Source organism: Wenzhouxiangella sp. 15190 (assembly GCF_003417465.1).
Lineage (GTDB): Bacteria > Pseudomonadota > Gammaproteobacteria > Xanthomonadales > Wenzhouxiangellaceae > Wenzhouxiangella.
Map to the genome: position 1 here is coordinate 1 of NZ_QVMV01000015.1, position 17,006 is coordinate 17,006.

At 62.8% G+C, this 17,006-nt stretch carries 20 protein-coding genes; 6 read left to right on the plus strand and 14 right to left on the minus strand.

The window, feature by feature from the left end; all coding sequences use genetic code 11:
* Positions 1–74: 74 nt before the first annotated feature.
* From DZK26_RS04100 to DZK26_RS14105, 12 genes are all read right to left on the minus strand, one after another.
* Entirely contained in the window at positions 75–782 is a 708-nt protein-coding gene (locus DZK26_RS04100; RefSeq protein ID WP_181918288.1) for a VacJ family lipoprotein, read from the minus strand.
* Positions 783–802: 20 nt separating this feature from the next.
* Positions 803–1,126, minus strand: a complete 324-nt coding sequence (locus DZK26_RS04105; protein ID WP_181918287.1) for a lipid asymmetry maintenance protein MlaB — start codon at positions 1,124–1,126, stop codon at positions 803–805.
* Positions 1,119–1,724, minus strand: coding sequence for a phospholipid-binding protein MlaC (locus DZK26_RS04110; protein ID WP_181918286.1), 606 nt, complete (start codon positions 1,722–1,724; stop codon positions 1,119–1,121). Before DZK26_RS04110 ends, DZK26_RS04105 begins: the two co-directional genes overlap by 8 nt.
* Positions 1,724–2,191, minus strand: a complete 468-nt coding sequence (mlaD, locus tag DZK26_RS04115) for an outer membrane lipid asymmetry maintenance protein MlaD (protein ID WP_116897406.1) — start codon at positions 2,189–2,191, stop codon at positions 1,724–1,726. The genes DZK26_RS04110 and mlaD overlap by 1 nt, the downstream gene beginning before the upstream one ends.
* Before the next feature lie 12 nt (positions 2,192–2,203).
* Positions 2,204–2,971 carry an MlaE family lipid ABC transporter permease subunit gene (locus DZK26_RS04120; RefSeq protein WP_116897405.1) on the minus strand — a complete coding sequence of 256 codons (768 nt, stop codon included), beginning with the start codon at positions 2,969–2,971 and terminating at the stop codon, positions 2,204–2,206.
* Complete coding sequence (locus tag DZK26_RS04125) at positions 2,968–3,786, minus strand: ABC transporter ATP-binding protein (protein WP_116897404.1); 819 nt, start codon at positions 3,784–3,786, stop codon at positions 2,968–2,970. Before DZK26_RS04125 ends, DZK26_RS04120 begins: the two co-directional genes overlap by 4 nt.
* 255 nt (positions 3,787–4,041) lie before the next feature.
* Entirely contained in the window at positions 4,042–5,382 is a 1,341-nt protein-coding gene (gene hslU / locus DZK26_RS04130; RefSeq protein ID WP_116897403.1) for an ATP-dependent protease ATPase subunit HslU, read from the minus strand.
* 3 nt (positions 5,383–5,385) lie between these two features.
* Entirely contained in the window at positions 5,386–5,943 is a 558-nt protein-coding gene (gene hslV, locus DZK26_RS04135; RefSeq protein ID WP_116897402.1) for an ATP-dependent protease subunit HslV, read from the minus strand.
* A gap of 201 nt (positions 5,944–6,144) precedes the next feature.
* A complete protein-coding gene (gene xerC / locus DZK26_RS04140) occupies positions 6,145–7,068 on the minus strand; it encodes a tyrosine recombinase XerC (RefSeq protein ID WP_116897401.1) in 924 nt (307 codons plus the stop codon).
* A gap of 9 nt (positions 7,069–7,077) precedes the next feature.
* Positions 7,078–7,758 carry a DUF484 family protein gene (locus DZK26_RS04145; RefSeq protein WP_116897400.1) on the minus strand — a complete coding sequence of 227 codons (681 nt, stop codon included), beginning with the start codon at positions 7,756–7,758 and terminating at the stop codon, positions 7,078–7,080.
* Entirely contained in the window at positions 7,737–8,597 is an 861-nt protein-coding gene (gene dapF / locus DZK26_RS04150; RefSeq protein WP_181918285.1) for a diaminopimelate epimerase, read from the minus strand. Before dapF ends, DZK26_RS04145 begins: the two co-directional genes overlap by 22 nt.
* Positions 8,598–8,601: 4 nt before the next feature.
* On the minus strand, positions 8,602–8,778 hold the full coding sequence (locus DZK26_RS14105; RefSeq protein WP_147306606.1) for an LPS translocon maturation chaperone LptM: 177 nt from the start codon (positions 8,776–8,778) through the stop codon (positions 8,602–8,604).
* Between DZK26_RS14105 and DZK26_RS04155 the strand changes: the two genes are divergently transcribed.
* From DZK26_RS04155 to DZK26_RS04180, 6 genes are all read left to right on the plus strand, one after another.
* Complete coding sequence (locus tag DZK26_RS04155; RefSeq protein WP_220337039.1) at positions 8,777–9,457, plus strand: alpha/beta hydrolase; 681 nt, start codon at positions 8,777–8,779, stop codon at positions 9,455–9,457. The two genes, DZK26_RS14105 and DZK26_RS04155, sit on opposite strands and share 2 nt — an antisense overlap.
* A gap of 5 nt (positions 9,458–9,462) precedes the next feature.
* Positions 9,463–10,176: a LytTR family DNA-binding domain-containing protein gene (locus DZK26_RS04160; protein ID WP_258870822.1), complete on the plus strand. Its 714-nt coding sequence runs from the start codon at positions 9,463–9,465 to the stop codon at positions 10,174–10,176.
* Positions 10,173–11,087 carry a hydroxymethylbilane synthase gene (hemC, locus tag DZK26_RS04165; RefSeq protein WP_116897397.1) on the plus strand — a complete coding sequence of 305 codons (915 nt, stop codon included), beginning with the start codon at positions 10,173–10,175 and terminating at the stop codon, positions 11,085–11,087. Before DZK26_RS04160 ends, hemC begins: the two co-directional genes overlap by 4 nt.
* Positions 11,088–11,358: 271 nt before the next feature.
* Positions 11,359–12,132, plus strand: coding sequence for a uroporphyrinogen-III synthase (locus tag DZK26_RS04170; RefSeq protein WP_116897396.1), 774 nt, complete (start codon positions 11,359–11,361; stop codon positions 12,130–12,132).
* A 54-nt stretch (positions 12,133–12,186) separates the two neighbouring features.
* Entirely contained in the window at positions 12,187–13,419 is a 1,233-nt protein-coding gene (locus DZK26_RS04175; RefSeq protein ID WP_116897395.1) for a uroporphyrinogen-III C-methyltransferase, read from the plus strand.
* A complete protein-coding gene (locus tag DZK26_RS04180; RefSeq protein ID WP_116897394.1) occupies positions 13,416–14,612 on the plus strand; it encodes a heme biosynthesis HemY N-terminal domain-containing protein in 1,197 nt (398 codons plus the stop codon). The genes DZK26_RS04175 and DZK26_RS04180 overlap by 4 nt, the downstream gene beginning before the upstream one ends.
* Before the next feature lie 94 nt (positions 14,613–14,706).
* Here the strand turns inward: DZK26_RS04180 and egtD are convergent, their stop codons facing one another.
* Complete coding sequence (egtD, locus tag DZK26_RS04185) at positions 14,707–15,672, minus strand: L-histidine N(alpha)-methyltransferase (RefSeq protein ID WP_116897393.1); 966 nt, start codon at positions 15,670–15,672, stop codon at positions 14,707–14,709.
* Positions 15,669–16,967, minus strand: coding sequence for an ergothioneine biosynthesis protein EgtB (gene egtB / locus DZK26_RS04190; protein ID WP_258870821.1), 1,299 nt, complete (start codon positions 16,965–16,967; stop codon positions 15,669–15,671). Before egtB ends, egtD begins: the two co-directional genes overlap by 4 nt.
* Positions 16,968–17,006 lie beyond the last annotated feature (39 nt).

Below are 17,006 nucleotides of genomic sequence, written 5' to 3' on the forward strand. Positions count from 1 at the left end.
TGTGCGAATACATGAGGATTCCGAGCACCGCCGGACGCCGTCAGGCGCACGCGCAGTAGTTTTGCAGAGGCTTTCTATTCTTCCCAGTCGTCGTCGATGAAAGACTCGTAGTCGGGCAGTTCGTCTTCACCATCGGTAATGGCGTGATTGCGCCGCTGCAGCCAGCCGTCGCGCACGAAGCTGTAGGGATCGTAGGCCGACTCTATGTCCTCGTCGAGCGGCAGCATCGCGTGGCGGCCCTGTATGATGTTCAGGCCGATGAGTCCATGGGTGGTCTCTTCCAGAGTCCAGCGCCAGGCAATGTCGGCATAACCGTCCGGTATCCGGCCCAGGCCGTCGCGAACGGTCGAGGGGCCCATCAGGGGCAAAATGAAGAAGCGGCTGTTTTCCCAGCCCCAGACAGCGAAAGTCTGGCCAAAGTCTTCCTCGAAATCCTCGATGTCACCATTCGAGGCGACGTCGAACAGACCGCCGAGACCGAGCGTGGCATTGAACACGAAGCGGGCAAATTCCGTACCCGCGTCACCGGGACGCCCCTGCAATAGCAGGTTGATCTGGTCCACCGGTGAGCGGATGTTGGTGAAGAAGTTGCGAATACTGCGCCGGACCGGTGTCGGCGTGACCTTGCCGTAGCCAACGGCCAGGGGGCGGATGATCGCCCGATCGATGGCCGAGTTGAACTGGAACATGTTGCGGTTGTAGGGCTCCCAAGGGTCGCGCGGATGGCGCTCATCTGGCGGCGGTGCTGTCGTAGCGCAACCGGCCAGCAACAGAGCGGCCATCAACGTTGTGATTCCTGCCTTCATGATGGGACCTTTTCGGTACTGGCATTGCTGTCTTCTTCCACCCATCCAAGCAGCGGCGCCACGCCGGTCAACCGTGCAATAACGCGCAGGCTCTCCGGCGGTTGTTCGAACTCGATCTGTCGATCCTTCCGCCGTGCCCGGGACTGCCACTCCAGTAGCAGGGCCAGCGCGCTGGAGTCGCCACTTTCGACATCGGCGAGGCTGACGGTGGCCGGGGGTGTTGGCCCGTCGAATCGGTCGCGGTAGCGGCTTTCGAGTTCAGCCACTTCCCGAATGGACAGGGTGCCTTCGAGCCGCAGCGTGTCTGCACCGTCAGTCATCGACTTCAACCTGGTATTGGCCGCTTTCGAGACGCTCGAGCATTTTCTCGAAACTGGACTGGCGGATTTCACGATCGATCTGAGACCGGAAGGTCGCCACATAGGAGATGCCCTCGACGATCACGTCGAAAACCTGCCAGCCTTGCTCGGTTTTACGCATGACATAGTCGACGGGTGCACGTTCGCCGTTTTCGAGTCTGACCCGGGTGCGCACCCGGGTCTGGCGCTCGGTGTTGTCGCCGGCCAGCGGCAGTATCTCGACCCGATCGTTCAGGTCGTAATCGAGCAAGGCCGTCGCATAACGATTGAGTAGCTGGTTGGCGAGCGCGTTGGCGAAGGCCTCGATTTGCTCGCGTTCCTTACCGCGGCCGTGCCGACCGAGCACCAGCCGCGCCGAGTAGATTTCGTCGATCGTAGGCAGCAGGATGGCCTTGATTTCGTCCTTGAGTGCCTCGGGGTTCTCGCTGTAGGTGTCGCGCCTGTCGTCGATCAGTTGCGCCAGCTCATTGGTGGTTTCCTTGATAACGGAAACCGGATCGGTGGCAGCGATGGACTGGCCGGTGGCCAGCAGCAGAAATGTCAGTAACAGGACACGCATCATTCTTCTCCTTCCCCCTCGCTGTTGAACATGTATCGGCTGATGAGCTGCTCGAGCACCATGGCCGAGCTGGTGATCAGGATGCGATCACCGTCGGCGAGCGCCTCCGGCGATCCACCGGGCTCGAGGCCCACGTACTGATCACCGAGAATGCCGCTGGTCAGAATCGAGGCCGATGTGTCCTCGGGCAGGTTGTCGTATTCGCTGCTTATCAGGAGCGTTACCTCGGCTTCGAAGGTTTCCGGGTCGAGATCGATCGACTCGACCATGCCGATGGTGACGCCGCCCATGCTGACCGACGCGCGCGGCTTGAGCCCCCCGACGTTGGAGAAACTGGCGGTCAGCTCGTAACTATCGCCCGAGACCACGCCACGGTCGGTGGCGTGCAGCGCCAGGAAGACCAGGGCGGCGATGGCGAGTAGCAGGAAAATGCCTGCGGTCAGTTCGATCTGGTGGGAAGATTTCATGATGTTCTCAACTCAAAGCATGAATGCCGACAGGATGAAGTCCAGAATCAGTACCGCGATGGCGGTGGCGATAACCGTCTGCGTGGTGGCCAGCGCCACGCCTTCGCTGGTGGGTCGCGCCGACCAGCCGAACCACACGGCCAGCCAGGCGGCGACGAACCCGAAACACACCGCCTTGAGCAGTCCGCCGCCGAAGTCGCGTACGAGTTCCACCGACGACTGCATGTTGGACCAGAAGGTGATCGGATCGCTGCCCATCAGGAAGACGGCGAAAAAGACGCCGCCGACGATGGCGGTGACGTTGAAGATGAGTACGAGCGCGGGCAGGGCGATCAGCCCCGCCAGCAGGCGAGGCTGAACGATGCGTTCCATCGGGTCGATGGCCATCAGATCGAGCGCGTCGAGCTGTTCGGTGGCGCGCATCAGCCCGATCTCGGCCGTGATCGAGGTGCCGGCCCGACCGGCGAAAAGCAGGGCGGCAAGAACCGGGCCCAGTTCTCGAAACAGCGACAGCGCCAGAACGGTCGAGACCGCGTCGGCCGCACCGAATCGGGTGAGCGTGTCGTAGGTCTGCAGCGTCAGGACCAGGCCGACGAAAAAGCCGGATATGACGATGATCACCAGCGAGCGCACGCCGGCAAAGTAGACCTGGCGGAGGATTTCCGCGAACTGTCGGCGGCCGAAGCGCATGCGCGAGAAAGCGGTCAGCAAAAACAGTACCGCCCGTCCCAGTTCGCGTACCGGAGCGGTTAGCGCCGTACGGGGTGCGGCAGTACTCACGAGTCCGCCTCCTGCAGCAGCAATTCCTCATCCAGGTCCCGGGCGGGATAATGGAACGGCACCGGCCCGTCCGGCTCGCCCTGCATGAACTGGCGAACCAGCGGGTCCTCGCTGGCGGCCAGTTCGTCCGGCGTTCCGGTTGCGATGATACGGCGGTCGGCGATGATGCAAGCATGGTCCGCCAGTCTCGCGACTTCACGCACGTCGTGGGTGATGACCACGCTGGTGGTACCGAGTGCGCCGTTGATGTCGCGTATCAGGCGGAGGGAAACCCCCAGCGAAATCGGGTCGAGCCCGGCAAATGGCTCGTCGTAGAAAACGATCTTCGGATCCAGCGCCATGGCGCGGGCGGTGGCGATTCGTCGTTTCATGCCGCCGGAAAGCTCTGCCGGATAGAGGTCAGCGGCACCCCGGAGCCCCACCATCTCGAGTTTCATCAGCACCAGGCGGCGAATCAGGGATTCGGACAGTTTCGTGTGCTCCCGCAGCGGCAGCGCCACGTTGTCGAAACTGGTCAGGTCGGTAAACAGCGCGCCGTTTTGCAGCAAGACGCCAATGTCGCGGCGAAGCCGGCCCAGCGATTTGCCATCCAGGCGGTCGACCCGCGTGTCGCCGATCCACACCTCGCCGTGATCGGGCCTGAGCTGGCCGGTTGCCAGGCGCAGCACCGTGGTCTTGCCCGCGCCGCTGGGGCCCATGACGGCAGTTACGCGGCCAGCGGGAATCTCGAGGTTGAAATCCTCGAGAATCGTTCGCCCGCCCAGACGGATCGTCACGTCCTTGAGCGAAATGGCTATGGTGGAAGACTCGGTCATGTTGTTCGTATTGTCCCGGCCAGTGTGTGATCCGACCGCGAAGACTTCAGTAAGTTTTGGGTTGGTCGATACGAAACGCGGGTGCTCTTGATCTCCAAGCGCTGAATGAGGTGCTCGAATTTTCAAATTCGAAGCACCAAATCACAAACAAATCCGAATGACCGAAATTTGAATGCCCGAAACAGGTCCACATCCGTAGTCGATAGACACATGCGCGGCGCCGTTCACGGCCCGCGCCGTGCCCCCAACGCTGCCTTACAAGATATAACGGCTCAAATCCTCATTTCCTGCCAGGTCCTTGAGCGATCGGTCGACGTAGTCGGCGTCGATGACGACCTTTTCGCTGGAGCGATCCGGAGCGGAATAGGAAATATCCTCGAGCAGGCGCTCCAGAACCGTATGCAGACGCCGCGCGCCGATGTTCTCGGTCGACTCGTTGACTGAAAAGCTGATCTCGGCCAGGCGCGTTATGGCGTCTTCGGTGAACTCGAGCTCGACGCCCTCGGTGGCCAGCAGTGCGGTGTACTGCTCGGTCAGGCAGGCGTCCGGCTCGGTCAGGATGCGCTTGAAGTCGTCGACCGCCAGCGCCCGCAATTCGACGCGAATGGGCAGGCGCCCCTGCAACTCGGGCACCAGGTCCGACGGTTTGGAAACATGAAAGGCGCCCGAGGCGATGAAGAGCATGTGGTCGGTGCTGACCGGGCCGTAGCGCGTGTTGACGGTGGCGCCCTCGACCAGTGGCAGCAGGTCGCGTTGCACGCCCTCGCGCGAGACTTCGCCGGAGCCGCCGCCTTCGGCGCGGCGCGCAACCTTGTCGATCTCGTCGATGAACACGATGCCGTGCTGCTCGGCCGTCTGCAGGGCCTGCTGCTTGACCTCTTCTTCGTTGATCATGCGCGCGGCTTCTTCTTCGACCAGCACCGGGATGGCGTCCTTGACCTTCATGCGGCGTTTCTGCTTGCGCTGGCCGGACATGTTGGAAAACATCTGCTGGAGCTGGTTGGTCATCTCCTCCATGCCCGGCGGCGCCATGATCTCCACGCCCAGGTTCATGTCGAGGTCGATTTCGATCTCGCGATCGTTGAAATCGCCGTCGAGCAGCTTCTGCATCATCTTCCGCCGGGTTTCCGAAGAAGTTTCGACGGTTTCTTCGGGGGCGTTGGAAAAACCCGAGCTTTGCTGACGCGGCAACATGATGTCGAGTACGCGTTCGATAGCGGCATCCTCGGCGCGTGAGCGCACCTTGGTCATGGCTTCGTCTCGGGCGAGTTTGTAGGCCACTTCGGTAAGATCGCGCACGATCGACTCGACGTCCTTGCCGACGTAGCCGACCTCGGTGAACTTGGTTGCCTCGACCTTGATGAAGGGCGCTTTTGCCAGGGTTGCCAGGCGGCGGGCGATCTCGGTCTTGCCCACCCCGGTGGGACCGATCATCAGGATATTCTTGGGCGTGATTTCCGGCTGCAGTTTTTCGTCGACCTGCATCCGGCGCCAGCGGTTTCTCAGGGCAATGGCCACGGCGCGCTTGGCGGCGGCCTGGCCGATGATGTGCCGGTCCAGTTCCTGGACGATTTCACGGGGTGTCATCTGGGACATTGTTTAATGGCCTTCGGCTGAACTGGTTTCGAGCGTTTCGACAGTGAAATTCTGGTTCGTGTAGATGCAGACTTCGCCGGCGATCGTCAACGCCTCCCGGCAAATGGTTTCGGCATCCAGATCGGTGTGGCGCTGCAGTGCGCGGGCGGCAGACTGGGCGAAGGGGCCGCCGGAGCCGATCGCGATCAAGCCTTCCTCGGGCTCGATCACGTCACCGTTTCCGGAGATGATCAGCGAGGCTTCCTGGTCCGCGACGGCCAACAGGGCTTCGAGGCGGCGCAGCAGGCGGTCGGTGCGCCAGTCCTTCGCCAGTTCGACAGCGGCCCGGGTGAGGTGGCCGGAATGCATTTCCAGCTTGCTCTCGAAACGCTCGAACAGGGTGAAGGCGTCGGCCGTGGCGCCGGCGAAGCCGGCCAGAACCTGGCCCTTGTAAAGCCTTCTGACCTTGCGCGCGTTGGATTTCATGACGGTGTTGCCGAGCGTGACCTGCCCGTCACCGGCAATCACCACCTGGTCGCCGCGCCGGACCGAAATGATGGTCGTGCCGCGATACTGTTCCATGCTTCGACTCGCTGCCAATGGGTGAGGAAACAACATGGGGATTAAGCGGGTGGAAGGCAATGAACCCACGCGAGGCCTCTCAAATCCGAAATCCGAAGCACCAAATCCGAAACAAATATGAAGCACCAAATTCGAAACGGCACCCGTTTTGGTTTTTCGGATTTCGTGCTTGTTTCGTATTTCGATATTCGAATTTCGAATTTAATCGTCGGATTGGTTCTCCGAGTTGTTCCGCTGTTTTTTGGCTCTCGGATGCGTCTCGTCATACACCTTCGCCAGGTGCTGGAAGTCCAGGTGGGTGTAGATCTGGGTGGTGGTCAGGTTGGCGTGGCCGAGCAGTTCCTGGACGGCGCGCAGGTCGCCGGAGGACTCGAGGATGTGTGAGGCGAACGAGTGACGCAATTGATGGGGGTGGACGTTCTGGTCGAGACCCTGCCGCTGTGACCAATAGGCGACGCGTTTCTGGATGGCGCGCACGCCCAGGGGCCGCCCCTTGAGACTGGTAAAAACGCGCGATTGATCCACGCCGGCGGTGCTGGTGTGGATACGTCGCCATTGATTCAGCGCCCGCACGGCGTGCCGGCCGACCGGGACGACCCGCTCGCGCCGGCCCTTGCCGAGAACGCGAACCAGGCCGTCGGCCAGGTCGAGCTGTTGCCAGGTCAGGCCGGCCAGTTCACTCACGCGCAGGCCCGAGGCGTAAAAGAGTTCGAGCACGGCCCGATCACGGGTGGCCAGTTCGTCTTCTTCGGGAATGTTGAGCAATGCCAGGACCTGATCGACATCGAGTACTTCCGGCAGCTTGCGCCGCACCTTCGGCGCGCGCACGCCCTGGCTGGGATCGCCGTCGATAATGCGTTCGCGTCGAAGATAGCGAAACAGACGCCTCAGACCCGAAAGGCGGCGCTGAACGCTTCGCGGGCTCAACCCGCGCCGGTGCTCGCTGGCGGCGAAGCTGCGCACATCGGCCTGCCCGAGAGATTCGATTTCCGTGATGTCGTGCTTGCGGCACCAATCAATGAGGCGCTCGAGATCACGCCGGTAGGCATCGATGGTCGCCGGGCTGAGTCCCGCCTCGTCAGCGGCGTGGGCAAGAAAGGCGGAAACGGCCGCCTGGACGTTCATGTCAGGCGCTCAGGCGCGCTTGCGTTCGTCGCCGCGGTCCTGCTCAAGCCGGTGCCGGATGGTCGTGCCCAGCAGTTCGAGGAACAGGGTGCCCATATTGGGATGGAATCGCTCGGCGGACTCGGATCCGATTGCGAGCAGGCCCACGCCGTTGATCGGCACCAGGGCGGCCGAACCTATGTCCTCGTGCCGGCTGGGGAAAAGGACCTCGAGCTTGGCGCGAGTGAAGCGTCCGAATTCGATGTTTCCCTGCTCGAGCAGGTTTTCAAACCATTCGGGCACGCCGGATTCGTGAAGCGTTACTGCGGCGATCTTGTCCAGGTCCTCGTGGCCTTCGAGCAGATGCAGCCGGACACTGCGTGCATCGAAGTCACCAGCCAGGCGGTCGATCAGTCGCTCGATGAATTCACCCGCCGTACGGGTGGTCATCACCTCCAGGGTGAGTTGGTGCAGGCGTTGCATCAATCGCTCGTTTTCCCCGGCAATGCCGGCCAGGGTGTCGAGCTGGGCGTGCAGTTGATGGTTTTCCCGGCGCAGGCGGGAAACCTGGACCTCGATCAGCGAACTCGCGTCCGTCTCGTGCGGCAGCTGGAGTTGTTCGAGGACTTCCGGATGGCGTTCGAAAAAGTCTGGGTTGGACGCCAGCCACTCGATGACATCGTCTTCGTTCAGCTTGTTTGCGTCGGACATGATATGACTCCTTCAAACACTTGGCGGGCGGGTCCGGTGGTGAGCACCGGCTGTCCCGGTCCGAGCCAATTTACCACAAGCGTTCCACCCGGCTGTACGACTTCGACGGGGTTTTCGACCCGATCGAGGCTCAAGAGTATCGCCGCGGCGGCACAGGCGCCGCTGCCGCAGGCGCGGGTGGGTCCGGCGCCGCGCTCGAAAACTCGCAAGCGGATACGCCGGGGCGATTCGACCATCGCGAGACCCACGTTGGCGCCGTGCGTCAGCGCGGGATGTTGTCCGAGCGCCCGACCGATGTGTTCCAGTCGCCCGGCCTCGGGCGGGCGGTCATCGATCAGCAGCAAATGCGGGTTGCCCATGGAGGCGCCGTAGACGCTCACTTTTTCTCCGCTGACGGTGAACTGCCGTGGAAAACCTTCCGCTCCGGACAGGCCGACTGCCGTGGGCGAGAAATCCGGTACCCCCAGCGTAGCGCTGATTTCATCGTCGGAGTGGTAGTGCGCCTCGACGGTGCCCGCCGCGGTGGCCAGGCGAACCTTTCCCTCGAGCCCGTCGTGGCGGGACAGCCACAGGGCGACGGCCCGCATGCCGTTGCCGCATTGTTCGGCCTCGCTCCCGTCGCCGTTGCGGATTTCGACCCGGCAATGGTGTGTATCGTCGTCACTCGGGCGAAGCACCAACAGTTGATCAAAGCCGACCCCGCGATGCCGATCGGCCCATTGCCGGACAATCTCGCCCGGCAGGTTCACCGAGCGTTCGCGGGCGTCGATCAGCATGAAGTCGTTGCCCAGCGCTTCGAGCTTGTCGAAGGCCAGGTTTCCGATTACCCGCTCGGGCATGTCCTCAAGCTCCCGACGAGTCGGACTGCTTGCCGGCTTCTTCATCCTCGTCGGCTTCCGAAGGAGCCGTCGCCGGTTCATCCTCGGGCAGGTACAGATCGCCCTTGAGTCCGCAGCCTGTGTTTACAAGCACTGCAATGACCAACAGGACGACCGCGAGGACGGTTAAACTTGCACGCATGAACGACTCCACTGACCTGAAACTTGAACGCGTGGTGCTCGAGACCGGCGAAAACCCGGAACACGCCGTGGTATGGCTGCACGGGCTGGGAGCCGACGGGCACGATTTCGAGCCGATTGTACCGCAGCTCTCCAGCGCCTCTCGGCGGCCGGTGCGCTTTATCTTCCCGCATGCGCCGGTGCGGCCGGTCACCATCAACGCGGGCATGTCCATGCGCGCCTGGTACGACATTCTCGGCGCCGAAATCGACCGCGATCAGGATACGGCGGGCATTCACGCCTCGCTCGGCATGATCGACGCACTGCTCGACGATGAAATTGCCGCCGGCATCGAGCCGGGCAATATCGTTCTCGCCGGTTTCTCCCAGGGCGGTGCCGTCGCGTTGCGCTGCGGCCTGGCGCGTTCCGAACCCCTGAGTGGCCTGATCGGGCTTTCCACCTACCTGCTCGAAGCCGACCGGCTGGAAGCCTGGGCCGGCAAGGACGCGCGCCGGATGCCCTTGTTCATGGGCCACGGCGACCACGATCCGATCGTGCCGGTGGACCTGGGCGAGGCCAGCGCGAAGCGGCTGCGCTCGGCCGGTTTTGAGGTGACTTGGCAGACCTGGCGCATGCCGCATGCCGTCTGTCCCGAAGAAATCGCTGCCCTCGATCGCTGGCTGGAGCAGAGATTGTCGTGAGCGACATGCGCGTGCTCATCGTCGACGACGAGCAACCGGCCGCAGATCGCCTGGCCCGTCTGATCGACGAGTTGCCCACGGTCGAGGTCAGCGCCATCGTCATGCAGGCCGAGCAGGTGGTCGATCGTTGCCGCGAGCTGGTGCCGGATGTCGTTTTGCTGGATGTTGAAATGCCCGGGCTGGACGGGATCGAGCTGGCGAGCGAGTTGCGTCGCCTGAATCCTCGGCCCGCCGTGATTTTCGTCACTGCCTTCGAGCAGTATGCCGTCGATGCATTCGAACTGGCGGCCGTGGATTACCTGGTCAAGCCGGTACGCGCCGCGCGGCTGGGCCGTGCGCTGGAGCGCGCGCGCAATCGGCCGATCGGCCCCGGCACCACGCTGCGGACGCGGCTGGGCGATCGTGTGTTGTCCATCCCCGTCGTCGATATTCGCGCCCTCGTTGCGGAGGACAAGTACACTGTCGTGCATTTCGACAAGGGCGAGGCGCTGGTCGACGACTCGCTTGTGAGCCTTGAGCAACGTTTCAATCGTCAGTTCATCCGCATTCATCGGAAGGCCCTGGTGGCCCGTCGCTATCTGCGCGGTCTGTTCCGCGATGAACAGGGACAGGAGCGGGTCGAACTGGACGGCAGTGATTGTCAGCCACCCGTTAGCCGTCGCAACCTGTCGCTGGTGCGCCAGGTGCTCAATGGCCGTGAACTTGGAGAGAATCCATGAAGATGCTCAGAATCGCGACCCGCAAGTCGAAGCTGGCGCTTTGGCAAACCGAGCATGTTGCCGAGCTGCTGCGTGAGAGACATCCCGAACTGGAGGTGAGCCTGGTGCCCTTGAGTACGCGCGGCGACGAGGTACTCGATCGTTCTCTCGCGGAGATCGGCGGCAAGGGCTTGTTTCTCAAGGAGCTTGAGCGCGCCATACTCGATGGCCAGGCCGATATCGCCGTGCATTCCCTCAAGGACGTGCCGGCCGGACCTTCGAGTGAATTCGACCTGGCGGCTTTCCTGCCGCGGGGTGACTGGCGCGACTGGTGGATCACCCGGGATGGTGCCCGCCCGGAAGATTTGCCCGCCGGCTCGAAAGTCGGAACCGCCAGCCTGCGTCGTCAAAGCCAGTTGCTGGCGCGTTGTCCTCATCTGAAGGTCGTGACCGTACGCGGCAATGTCCAGACTCGGCTGGCGAAGCTCGATTCGGGAGAAGTCGACGCGTTGATACTTGCCGCGGCAGGCCTGCAGCGACTCGAGATCGAACGTGAATACACGCTGCCACTGGAGCCGCCGTCGTTTCTGCCGTCGGCCGGGCAGGGCGTGGTCGTCGTTCAATGCCGGGCCGGCGAAGAAGAAACCCGCGAGCTGCTGCATCCGCTCAATTGTCCCGATACCGTGGCGACCATGCGCGCCGAACGCGCTGTCGTAGCCGAGCTCGGCGGCGATTGCCGCATGCCCCTGGCGGCCTTTGCGCAACTGGAACAGGGGCGCATCCGGCTCGATGCCCGGCTGGCGAGTCCGGATGGCAGCGAAGTGCTCGATGCTGCTGTGTCGGGAGATGTCAATGACGCCGGAGAACTGGGCCGAAAGGCGGCCCACTCCCTGCTCGACCAGGGCGGAATGAGAATTCTGTCACAGCTTTGAAGATCGTCTTCCACTCGATTCCGCTGGAGTATGGACAAGCGAATGCAACTGTGTCACAGTAAACAGCAACTAGAGATAAAGGGGCGTGACGATTTGCTTTCCGGGCGTCACCCACGGTTCAATTTGCTGAGGTGCGTCCCCCTACTGCCAACGCCAACACGCAAGCCCCCAGCACTTTGGCAGGTTGTGCCAGACGCCCGGAATCTTCTCCCGAAAGCCTGTCCAAGCGGCAGGCTTTCGTTTTTTCAGCACCTGACAACAGGCTTGTGTCATGTCTGAAAGGACGCTTGTACTGATCACTCGAACGCGCCCGGCCGCGCAGGAACTGGCCGATCGCGTCTCCGAACTGGGTCTTGAGCCTCTCGAGTGTGCGCCGTTCCGGCTCGAATCGCCGGAAAAACCGGCAAAGGTCGCCGATGACCTGGCTACGGCCCTGCCGGCTGATCGCGTCATCCTTACTAGCCATGAAGCCGTACGCCAGGCGGTGAGCCTGGTGGGTGCCGAAGCCCTCAACCGTTCGCTGATCATCGTGCCGGGGCAGGGAACGGCTTCCGTTGCCCGTGAACTCGGTCTGGACAATGTCATTTTCCCGGAACGTCATGGAACCAGCGAGGCGGTGCTCGCCATGCCGGAGTTGCGCGATGTGGACGGACTCGAAATCCTGATACTGGCAGCCGCCGGAGGCCGCAGCCTGATGGGGGAGGTGCTGGAGCGACGCGGTGCCGCCGTCGAGCGGATTCATGTCTATCGCCGGGTAGCCTGCGACCTGCCGCCGGAGGCTCCTAAAAAAATCGGCGCCGCCGGGTCGCTGGTCACGCTGGGCGCCAGCCTGGAAGCCGTCTCCGGACTGGTCGAGCGGCTGCCCGAAGCGGCCAGGAAGCGGGTTTTTTCGTCATTGCTGGTCGTGCCTTCCCAGCGCGTGGCCGAGCACGCCGACAAGCTCGGTTTCCGTCACTGTGTTGCGGCGAGTGGTGCTTCCGATGAGGCGATGCTGACGCGGATGGAGCGTTCGCACCGGAATGATCAATCAACATCATCCCGATGATTTGCGTTAATCTCGACTGATATTTGCAAGCGGGCTGCGTTTCCCGAAAACCCGATGAACGAGCAGAAGGAAGGCCACGCACAATCACCCGATTCCGGGCCGGATTCGAAGCCGTCGGAAGCATCCGAAGCGGATCACCCGACTGTCGAAGCACAGGGTGGAGCGGAATCGTCAAACGAAAACGAAGCTGCTCCAGGCCGAGGCAGTCCAGCCATCGCCTGGCTGGCACTGCTGCTGGCATTGGCTGCCGGCGGCCTGGCGGGCTGGCAGTGGTGGCTGGCGCATACGGGTGATGGCGCCCGCGATCTCATTTCAAGGATCGACGATCACGCCGGCGCAATCGAATCGCAGGCCGGGCGAATCGATCAATTGGGTGAACGTTTCGATTCCTTCGATGCCCGTCTGGAGGAAGTAGCCAATCGAGCCGACTCGCGTGATTTCGACCCCGATGCACTGCGCCGCCGGATTCGATCACTGGCCGATACCAATGCCGAGCTCCGGGAGGATTTGAGTTCGCTGTCGCAGCGATTCGATGACGCCGTCTCGGACCTGCAAACGCAGGTCGAGCAGGCAGGTGCCGACCGTTCCGGCCGGGTCGAGGATGCTGTCGTCGATGCCCGGTTCCGTCTCGGGCTGATCGAGGTTGCCGGCCTGCTGCGCCTGGGCCAGTCGCGCGCCGAACTCGCGGCCGATCCAGTCGGTGCCGTTGCCGCCTATCAACAGGCACAGTCACGTCTCGAAACCATCGAGGATGGCCGCGTGGAGCGTCTTCGCCAGTTGGTGGCACGAGAGCTTGAAACGCTGCGGTCGGTCGACACGACGGACTGGTCGGCGCTGGCCGGCCAACTGTCCGCGATCGAGACCGAGTCAGGCCAGTGGCCGCTGGCCGGATCGGGCAAGCCCGAAGGCGGGGAAAAACCAACCGCTCAAGCCGGCGATACCGACGAAGGTTGGTGGGCGAGCCTGCGCCGCTCCTTCGGCAGCCTGGTCCGCGTGACGCCGCGGGAGGCGGCCCCATTGTCACCGGCAGCCGCGGAAAGCGTGAGAGAGCGTCTCCGTCTTCACCTGGCGGCTGCGCAGGCTGCCGCAGCACGCCGAAACACCGACGAGCTGGCGCGCCAACTCGATATCGCGAACGGGCTCATCCGGGCGCATTTCGACACGGCGGCCGATCCGGTGTCGCAAGCGCTCGAAACCATCTCCGAGGCCGCAGCGACCGAAACGCCCTCGGCACCTGATCTGGGCGCCGCCCTGGCCGAAGCCGAACGTCGAATGGCCGCGTCGTGAAGCGGTTGTTGATCATCGTTCTGGCGGCGGTCGCCCTGGTGGCGACGGCTTTTATTGCACCGTATCTGGCGGAAGATCCCGGTCACGTTCAACTCGAGATCGGGAGTTGGCGCATCGAGATGTCGGTGCTCGTGCTGGTCGGTGCCGTCCTGCTGGTCTGGATTGCGCTGTCCGTGCTCGTGGGCCTGTTTCGCCTGCCGTCTCGCGTCATCAGAAAAGCGCGTGAGCATCGCTCGCGACGGCAGCTCGAGAAAGGGTTCCTGGCATTGACCGAAGGGGATTGGCCGGCCGCCGAACGTGCCCTGCAGAAATCCCTGCGCTATCGCGATTCGACGGCTGGCTATCTTGCTGCCGCGCGTGCGGCTCAGGGGCGTGGTGACAACAGTGGACGGGACCGCTGGCTTGAGCATGCCGACAGCCGTTTCGGACACCGTCATTTCGTGACCGGGCTGGCGCGCGCCCGGCTACTGGCAGCGGAGGGTCGGAGCGAGGAAGCCATCGCCCTGCTCGAGAAACTGCACCTGAAAAAGCCGCGACATGAAGGTGTGCTTCGCTTGCTGCTGGAGAACTATCAGGATCTGGGTCGGTGGCGGGACCTGCGCTTGCTGACCCCCGCCCTGCGCCGCGCCGGCGTTGTCGATCGTGAGCGCGCCACGGAGCTGACCGTGCTCGCGGCCCGGCGCGAACTGGATGCCAGCAGCGACATCGATCAGCTCGAGTCCAGCTGGAAGGAATTGCCGCGCAAACTGCGCGGGCGCCGCGAGCTGGTGTCCGCCTATGCCCGGCGGGCCGCCGACCTGGGCCGCACCGCCCGGGCATCGGGCCTGCTCGAGCACCACCTTGCAGGAGATCCCGACGACGAATTGTTGTCGCTGTACGCGTCTTCCGACGAAGGTGAACTCACGCATCGCATCAAGCAGTGCGAAAAGTGGCTGGAATCGCATCCCGATCATATCGGGTTGCAACAGACCCTGGGACTGCTTTATCTCGACGATCGCCAGTATGATCGAGCGCGGGATTGCCTGGAGAGAGTGGTCCGGGAACGGCCCAACAGCCGCGCCTACGCCGCACTCGGCCGCGTTCTCGATCGCGCGGGCAAGCTCGAAGCGGCGGCCCAGTGTTACCGGAATGCCCTGCGGCTTCGGGATGGCCGCGGCGCGGAGCCGCTGCCGCCGCCATCGGAGCCTGTCTGAATTGAGTGTGAAGTGTTAAGTGTAAAGTGTGAAGTAAAACAAAGCGTTAACTGATAGTCTTTGCTTGGCACCTTCACACTTCACACTTCACACTTCACACTTCAAACCCACCGCCCTCGGCGGTGAGCCAGTGCATCGAAAACAACCCATCCGGATCGAACCAGACCTTCTCCGATGTCAATCCGGCCTCGGCGGCCAGTTTCCGGAAGGAATCCACCGAGTACTTGTGGCTGTTCTCGGTATGAATCGATTCGCCTTGTTCGAACTCGAAAACATGATCGTCGATGACAATCCGGGTCGGGTGTTGCGCAACCAGGTGCATCTCGATGCGCTCGCGGGATTCGTTGTAGCGCGCTTCATGGGCGAATGCGCCGAGGTCGACTTGCGCATCGAGTTCACGTCTCACACGCTCGAGCAGATTGCGGTTGAATGCCGCCGTGATGCCGCCGGCATCGTCGTAGGCCGCGATCAGGCGTTCGGCCGGTTTGACCAGGTCGACCCCGATCAGAAGCGCGCCCCCGGTGCCGGCAATACCGCTCAGTCGCGCGAGAAAGTCGATTGCCTGGTGTCGCTCGAAATTGCTGATGGTCGAGCCGGGGAAGTAGACGATTCTTCGCCTGGCCGCCGGATCGAGCAACAGCTCGCTATCGGCGATCGGCTGCGTGTAGTCGGCCTGAACCGGCCGGATTTCGATATCGGGAAAGGCCGATTCGAGATCACGGGTCGATTGCGCCAGTGCCGCGTCCGAGATTTCGATGGGTGTGTAGGTGCGTGGCGATTCCAGGCTGGCGAGTAACCGGCGCGTTTTTATGCCGGCTCCGGATCCCAGTTCGATGACGTGTGCGTCGGGGCCGATCATCGATGCGATCTCATCGAGGTGCGCCTCGTGCAGGGCCAGATCCGCCCGGGTCACGTAGTATTCCGGCGTCTCGCAGATCTGCTCGAACAGTGCGGATCCGCTGGCGTCGTAGAGATACTTGCAGGGAATCGATCGGGGCTCGGCCGAAAGGCCGGCGAGAACGTCTTCGCGGAACCGCTCGCTCTCCGAATCCAGGCTCATCGGATGCGCGCGAGGCGGATGCCGCTGAACTGCCAGCGATCGGGCGGATAGAAAAAGTTGCGGTAAGTGGCGCGAACATGGCCTTCCGGCGTGGCGCAACTGCCACCACGCAGGACCATCTGGTTGGCCATGAACTTGCCGTTGTATTCACCCACGGCGCCGGGAGGCGCCTTGAAGCCGGGGTAGGGTGCGTAGCTCGAGGCCGTCCACTCCCAGACATTGCCGAACAGGCCCGCGGCGGTATCGGGCGGTGTATCGGGATTGACGGCACGGGGATGGAATCGGCCATCCTCGGCAAAGGGTCCGCTTCGATCCGTGGTGGCCGTGGCGGCGATTTCCCACTCCGCCTCGGTAGGCAGACGGGCGCCGGCCCACTGCGCATAGGCGCAAGCCTCGTAGAAGCTTACATGCGCCAGGGTTTCGAGTGGATCAACCCGGCGCAGGCCGCCCAGCGTATACAGCCACCACTGGCCACCTTCGTCCTGCTGCCAGTACATGGGTGCCCGTGTGCCGGTCTCCCGCAACCAGGCCCAGCCGTCGGATAGCCAGAGATCCGGGTTGTCGTAGCCGCCGTCCTGCATGAAGGCAAGAAATTCACCGCAGGTCACGGGCCGTGAAGCCAGTTCGAAGGCTTCCACCACTTCCCGGTGGCGCGGCATCTCGTTGTCGAAACAGAAACAGCCGTCTTCCATTGCGCCGATTTCGGCAATGCGCTCGTCGAAACCAAGCCAGTGCAGTGGCGGTTCCCGGCCTTCGCAGGGCGGCGGGCATTCCGTCCAGGCCGGATACATCGGGTTGTGTGAAAAGCCGTGCTTGAGGTCGGTGGCAATGAGTTCCTGATGCTGCTGTTCATGGTTGAGCCCCAGTCGGATGATGTCCGTGAGCTCGGTCCATTGCGCGTTAGCGGCATTTTCGATCAGTGCGAGCATGCCGTCATCGACTGCACGTCGGTAGCGGTCCACCTCGTCGACGTTCGGTCGTGATATCAGGCCTCGCTGCGGTCGTGGATACTGGTCACCCACGCCGTTGTAGTAGGAATTGAACAGATAACGCCAGGTTGGATCGGTCTCGCGCCAGTTCGGGTTGCGGGGCTTGATCACGAAAGTCTCGAAAAACCAGGTGGTGTGGGCGCGATGCCACTTGACCGGGCTGGCACAGGGCATGGACTGCAGGTTCTGGTCCTCGGGAGAAAGCATTTCCGCCAGCCTTTCGGTTGTCGCCCGCACGGCGAGAAAGTCCTCGATGAGTTGCTCGCGCGTAAGGGATTCGATGCCCTGCCTGTTGCTCAGCGGCACGGCATTGCTCCGGTGTGTTCCCCGAGTTCGCATCTCGGT

What these genes read in the sequence shown, in the direction of transcription:
- DZK26_RS04100 (WP_181918288.1), bottom strand. Translation starts at nt 782, where the DNA reads ATGGCCGCTCTGTTGCTGGCCGGTTGCGCTACGACAGCACCGCCGCCA.
- hslV (WP_116897402.1), bottom strand. Translation starts at nt 5,943, where the DNA reads ATGGAACAGTATCGCGGCACGACCATCATTTCGGTCCGGCGCGGCGAC.
- hemC (WP_116897397.1), top strand. Translation starts at nt 10,173, where the DNA reads ATGAAGATGCTCAGAATCGCGACCCGCAAGTCGAAGCTGGCGCTTTGG.
- DZK26_RS04170 (WP_116897396.1), top strand. Translation starts at nt 11,359, where the DNA reads ATGTCTGAAAGGACGCTTGTACTGATCACTCGAACGCGCCCGGCCGCG.
- DZK26_RS04125 (WP_116897404.1), bottom strand. Translation starts at nt 3,786, where the DNA reads ATGACCGAGTCTTCCACCATAGCCATTTCGCTCAAGGACGTGACGATC.
- DZK26_RS04105 (WP_181918287.1), bottom strand. Translation starts at nt 1,126, where the DNA reads ATGACTGACGGTGCAGACACGCTGCGGCTCGAAGGCACCCTGTCCATT.
- DZK26_RS04160 (WP_258870822.1), top strand. Translation starts at nt 9,463, where the DNA reads ATGCGCGTGCTCATCGTCGACGACGAGCAACCGGCCGCAGATCGCCTG.
- dapF (WP_181918285.1), bottom strand. Translation starts at nt 8,597, where the DNA reads ATGCCCGAGCGGGTAATCGGAAACCTGGCCTTCGACAAGCTCGAAGCG.
- DZK26_RS04175 (WP_116897395.1), top strand. Translation starts at nt 12,187, where the DNA reads ATGAACGAGCAGAAGGAAGGCCACGCACAATCACCCGATTCCGGGCCG.
- DZK26_RS04110 (WP_181918286.1), bottom strand. Translation starts at nt 1,724, where the DNA reads ATGCGTGTCCTGTTACTGACATTTCTGCTGCTGGCCACCGGCCAGTCC.
- egtD (WP_116897393.1), bottom strand. Translation starts at nt 15,672, where the DNA reads ATGAGCCTGGATTCGGAGAGCGAGCGGTTCCGCGAAGACGTTCTCGCC.
- DZK26_RS04155 (WP_220337039.1), top strand. Translation starts at nt 8,777, where the DNA reads ATGAACGACTCCACTGACCTGAAACTTGAACGCGTGGTGCTCGAGACC.
- hslU (WP_116897403.1), bottom strand. Translation starts at nt 5,382, where the DNA reads ATGTCCCAGATGACACCCCGTGAAATCGTCCAGGAACTGGACCGGCAC.
- DZK26_RS04145 (WP_116897400.1), bottom strand. Translation starts at nt 7,758, where the DNA reads ATGTCCGACGCAAACAAGCTGAACGAAGACGATGTCATCGAGTGGCTG.
- DZK26_RS14105 (WP_147306606.1), bottom strand. Translation starts at nt 8,778, where the DNA reads ATGCGTGCAAGTTTAACCGTCCTCGCGGTCGTCCTGTTGGTCATTGCA.
- mlaD (WP_116897406.1), bottom strand. Translation starts at nt 2,191, where the DNA reads ATGAAATCTTCCCACCAGATCGAACTGACCGCAGGCATTTTCCTGCTA.
- xerC (WP_116897401.1), bottom strand. Translation starts at nt 7,068, where the DNA reads ATGAACGTCCAGGCGGCCGTTTCCGCCTTTCTTGCCCACGCCGCTGAC.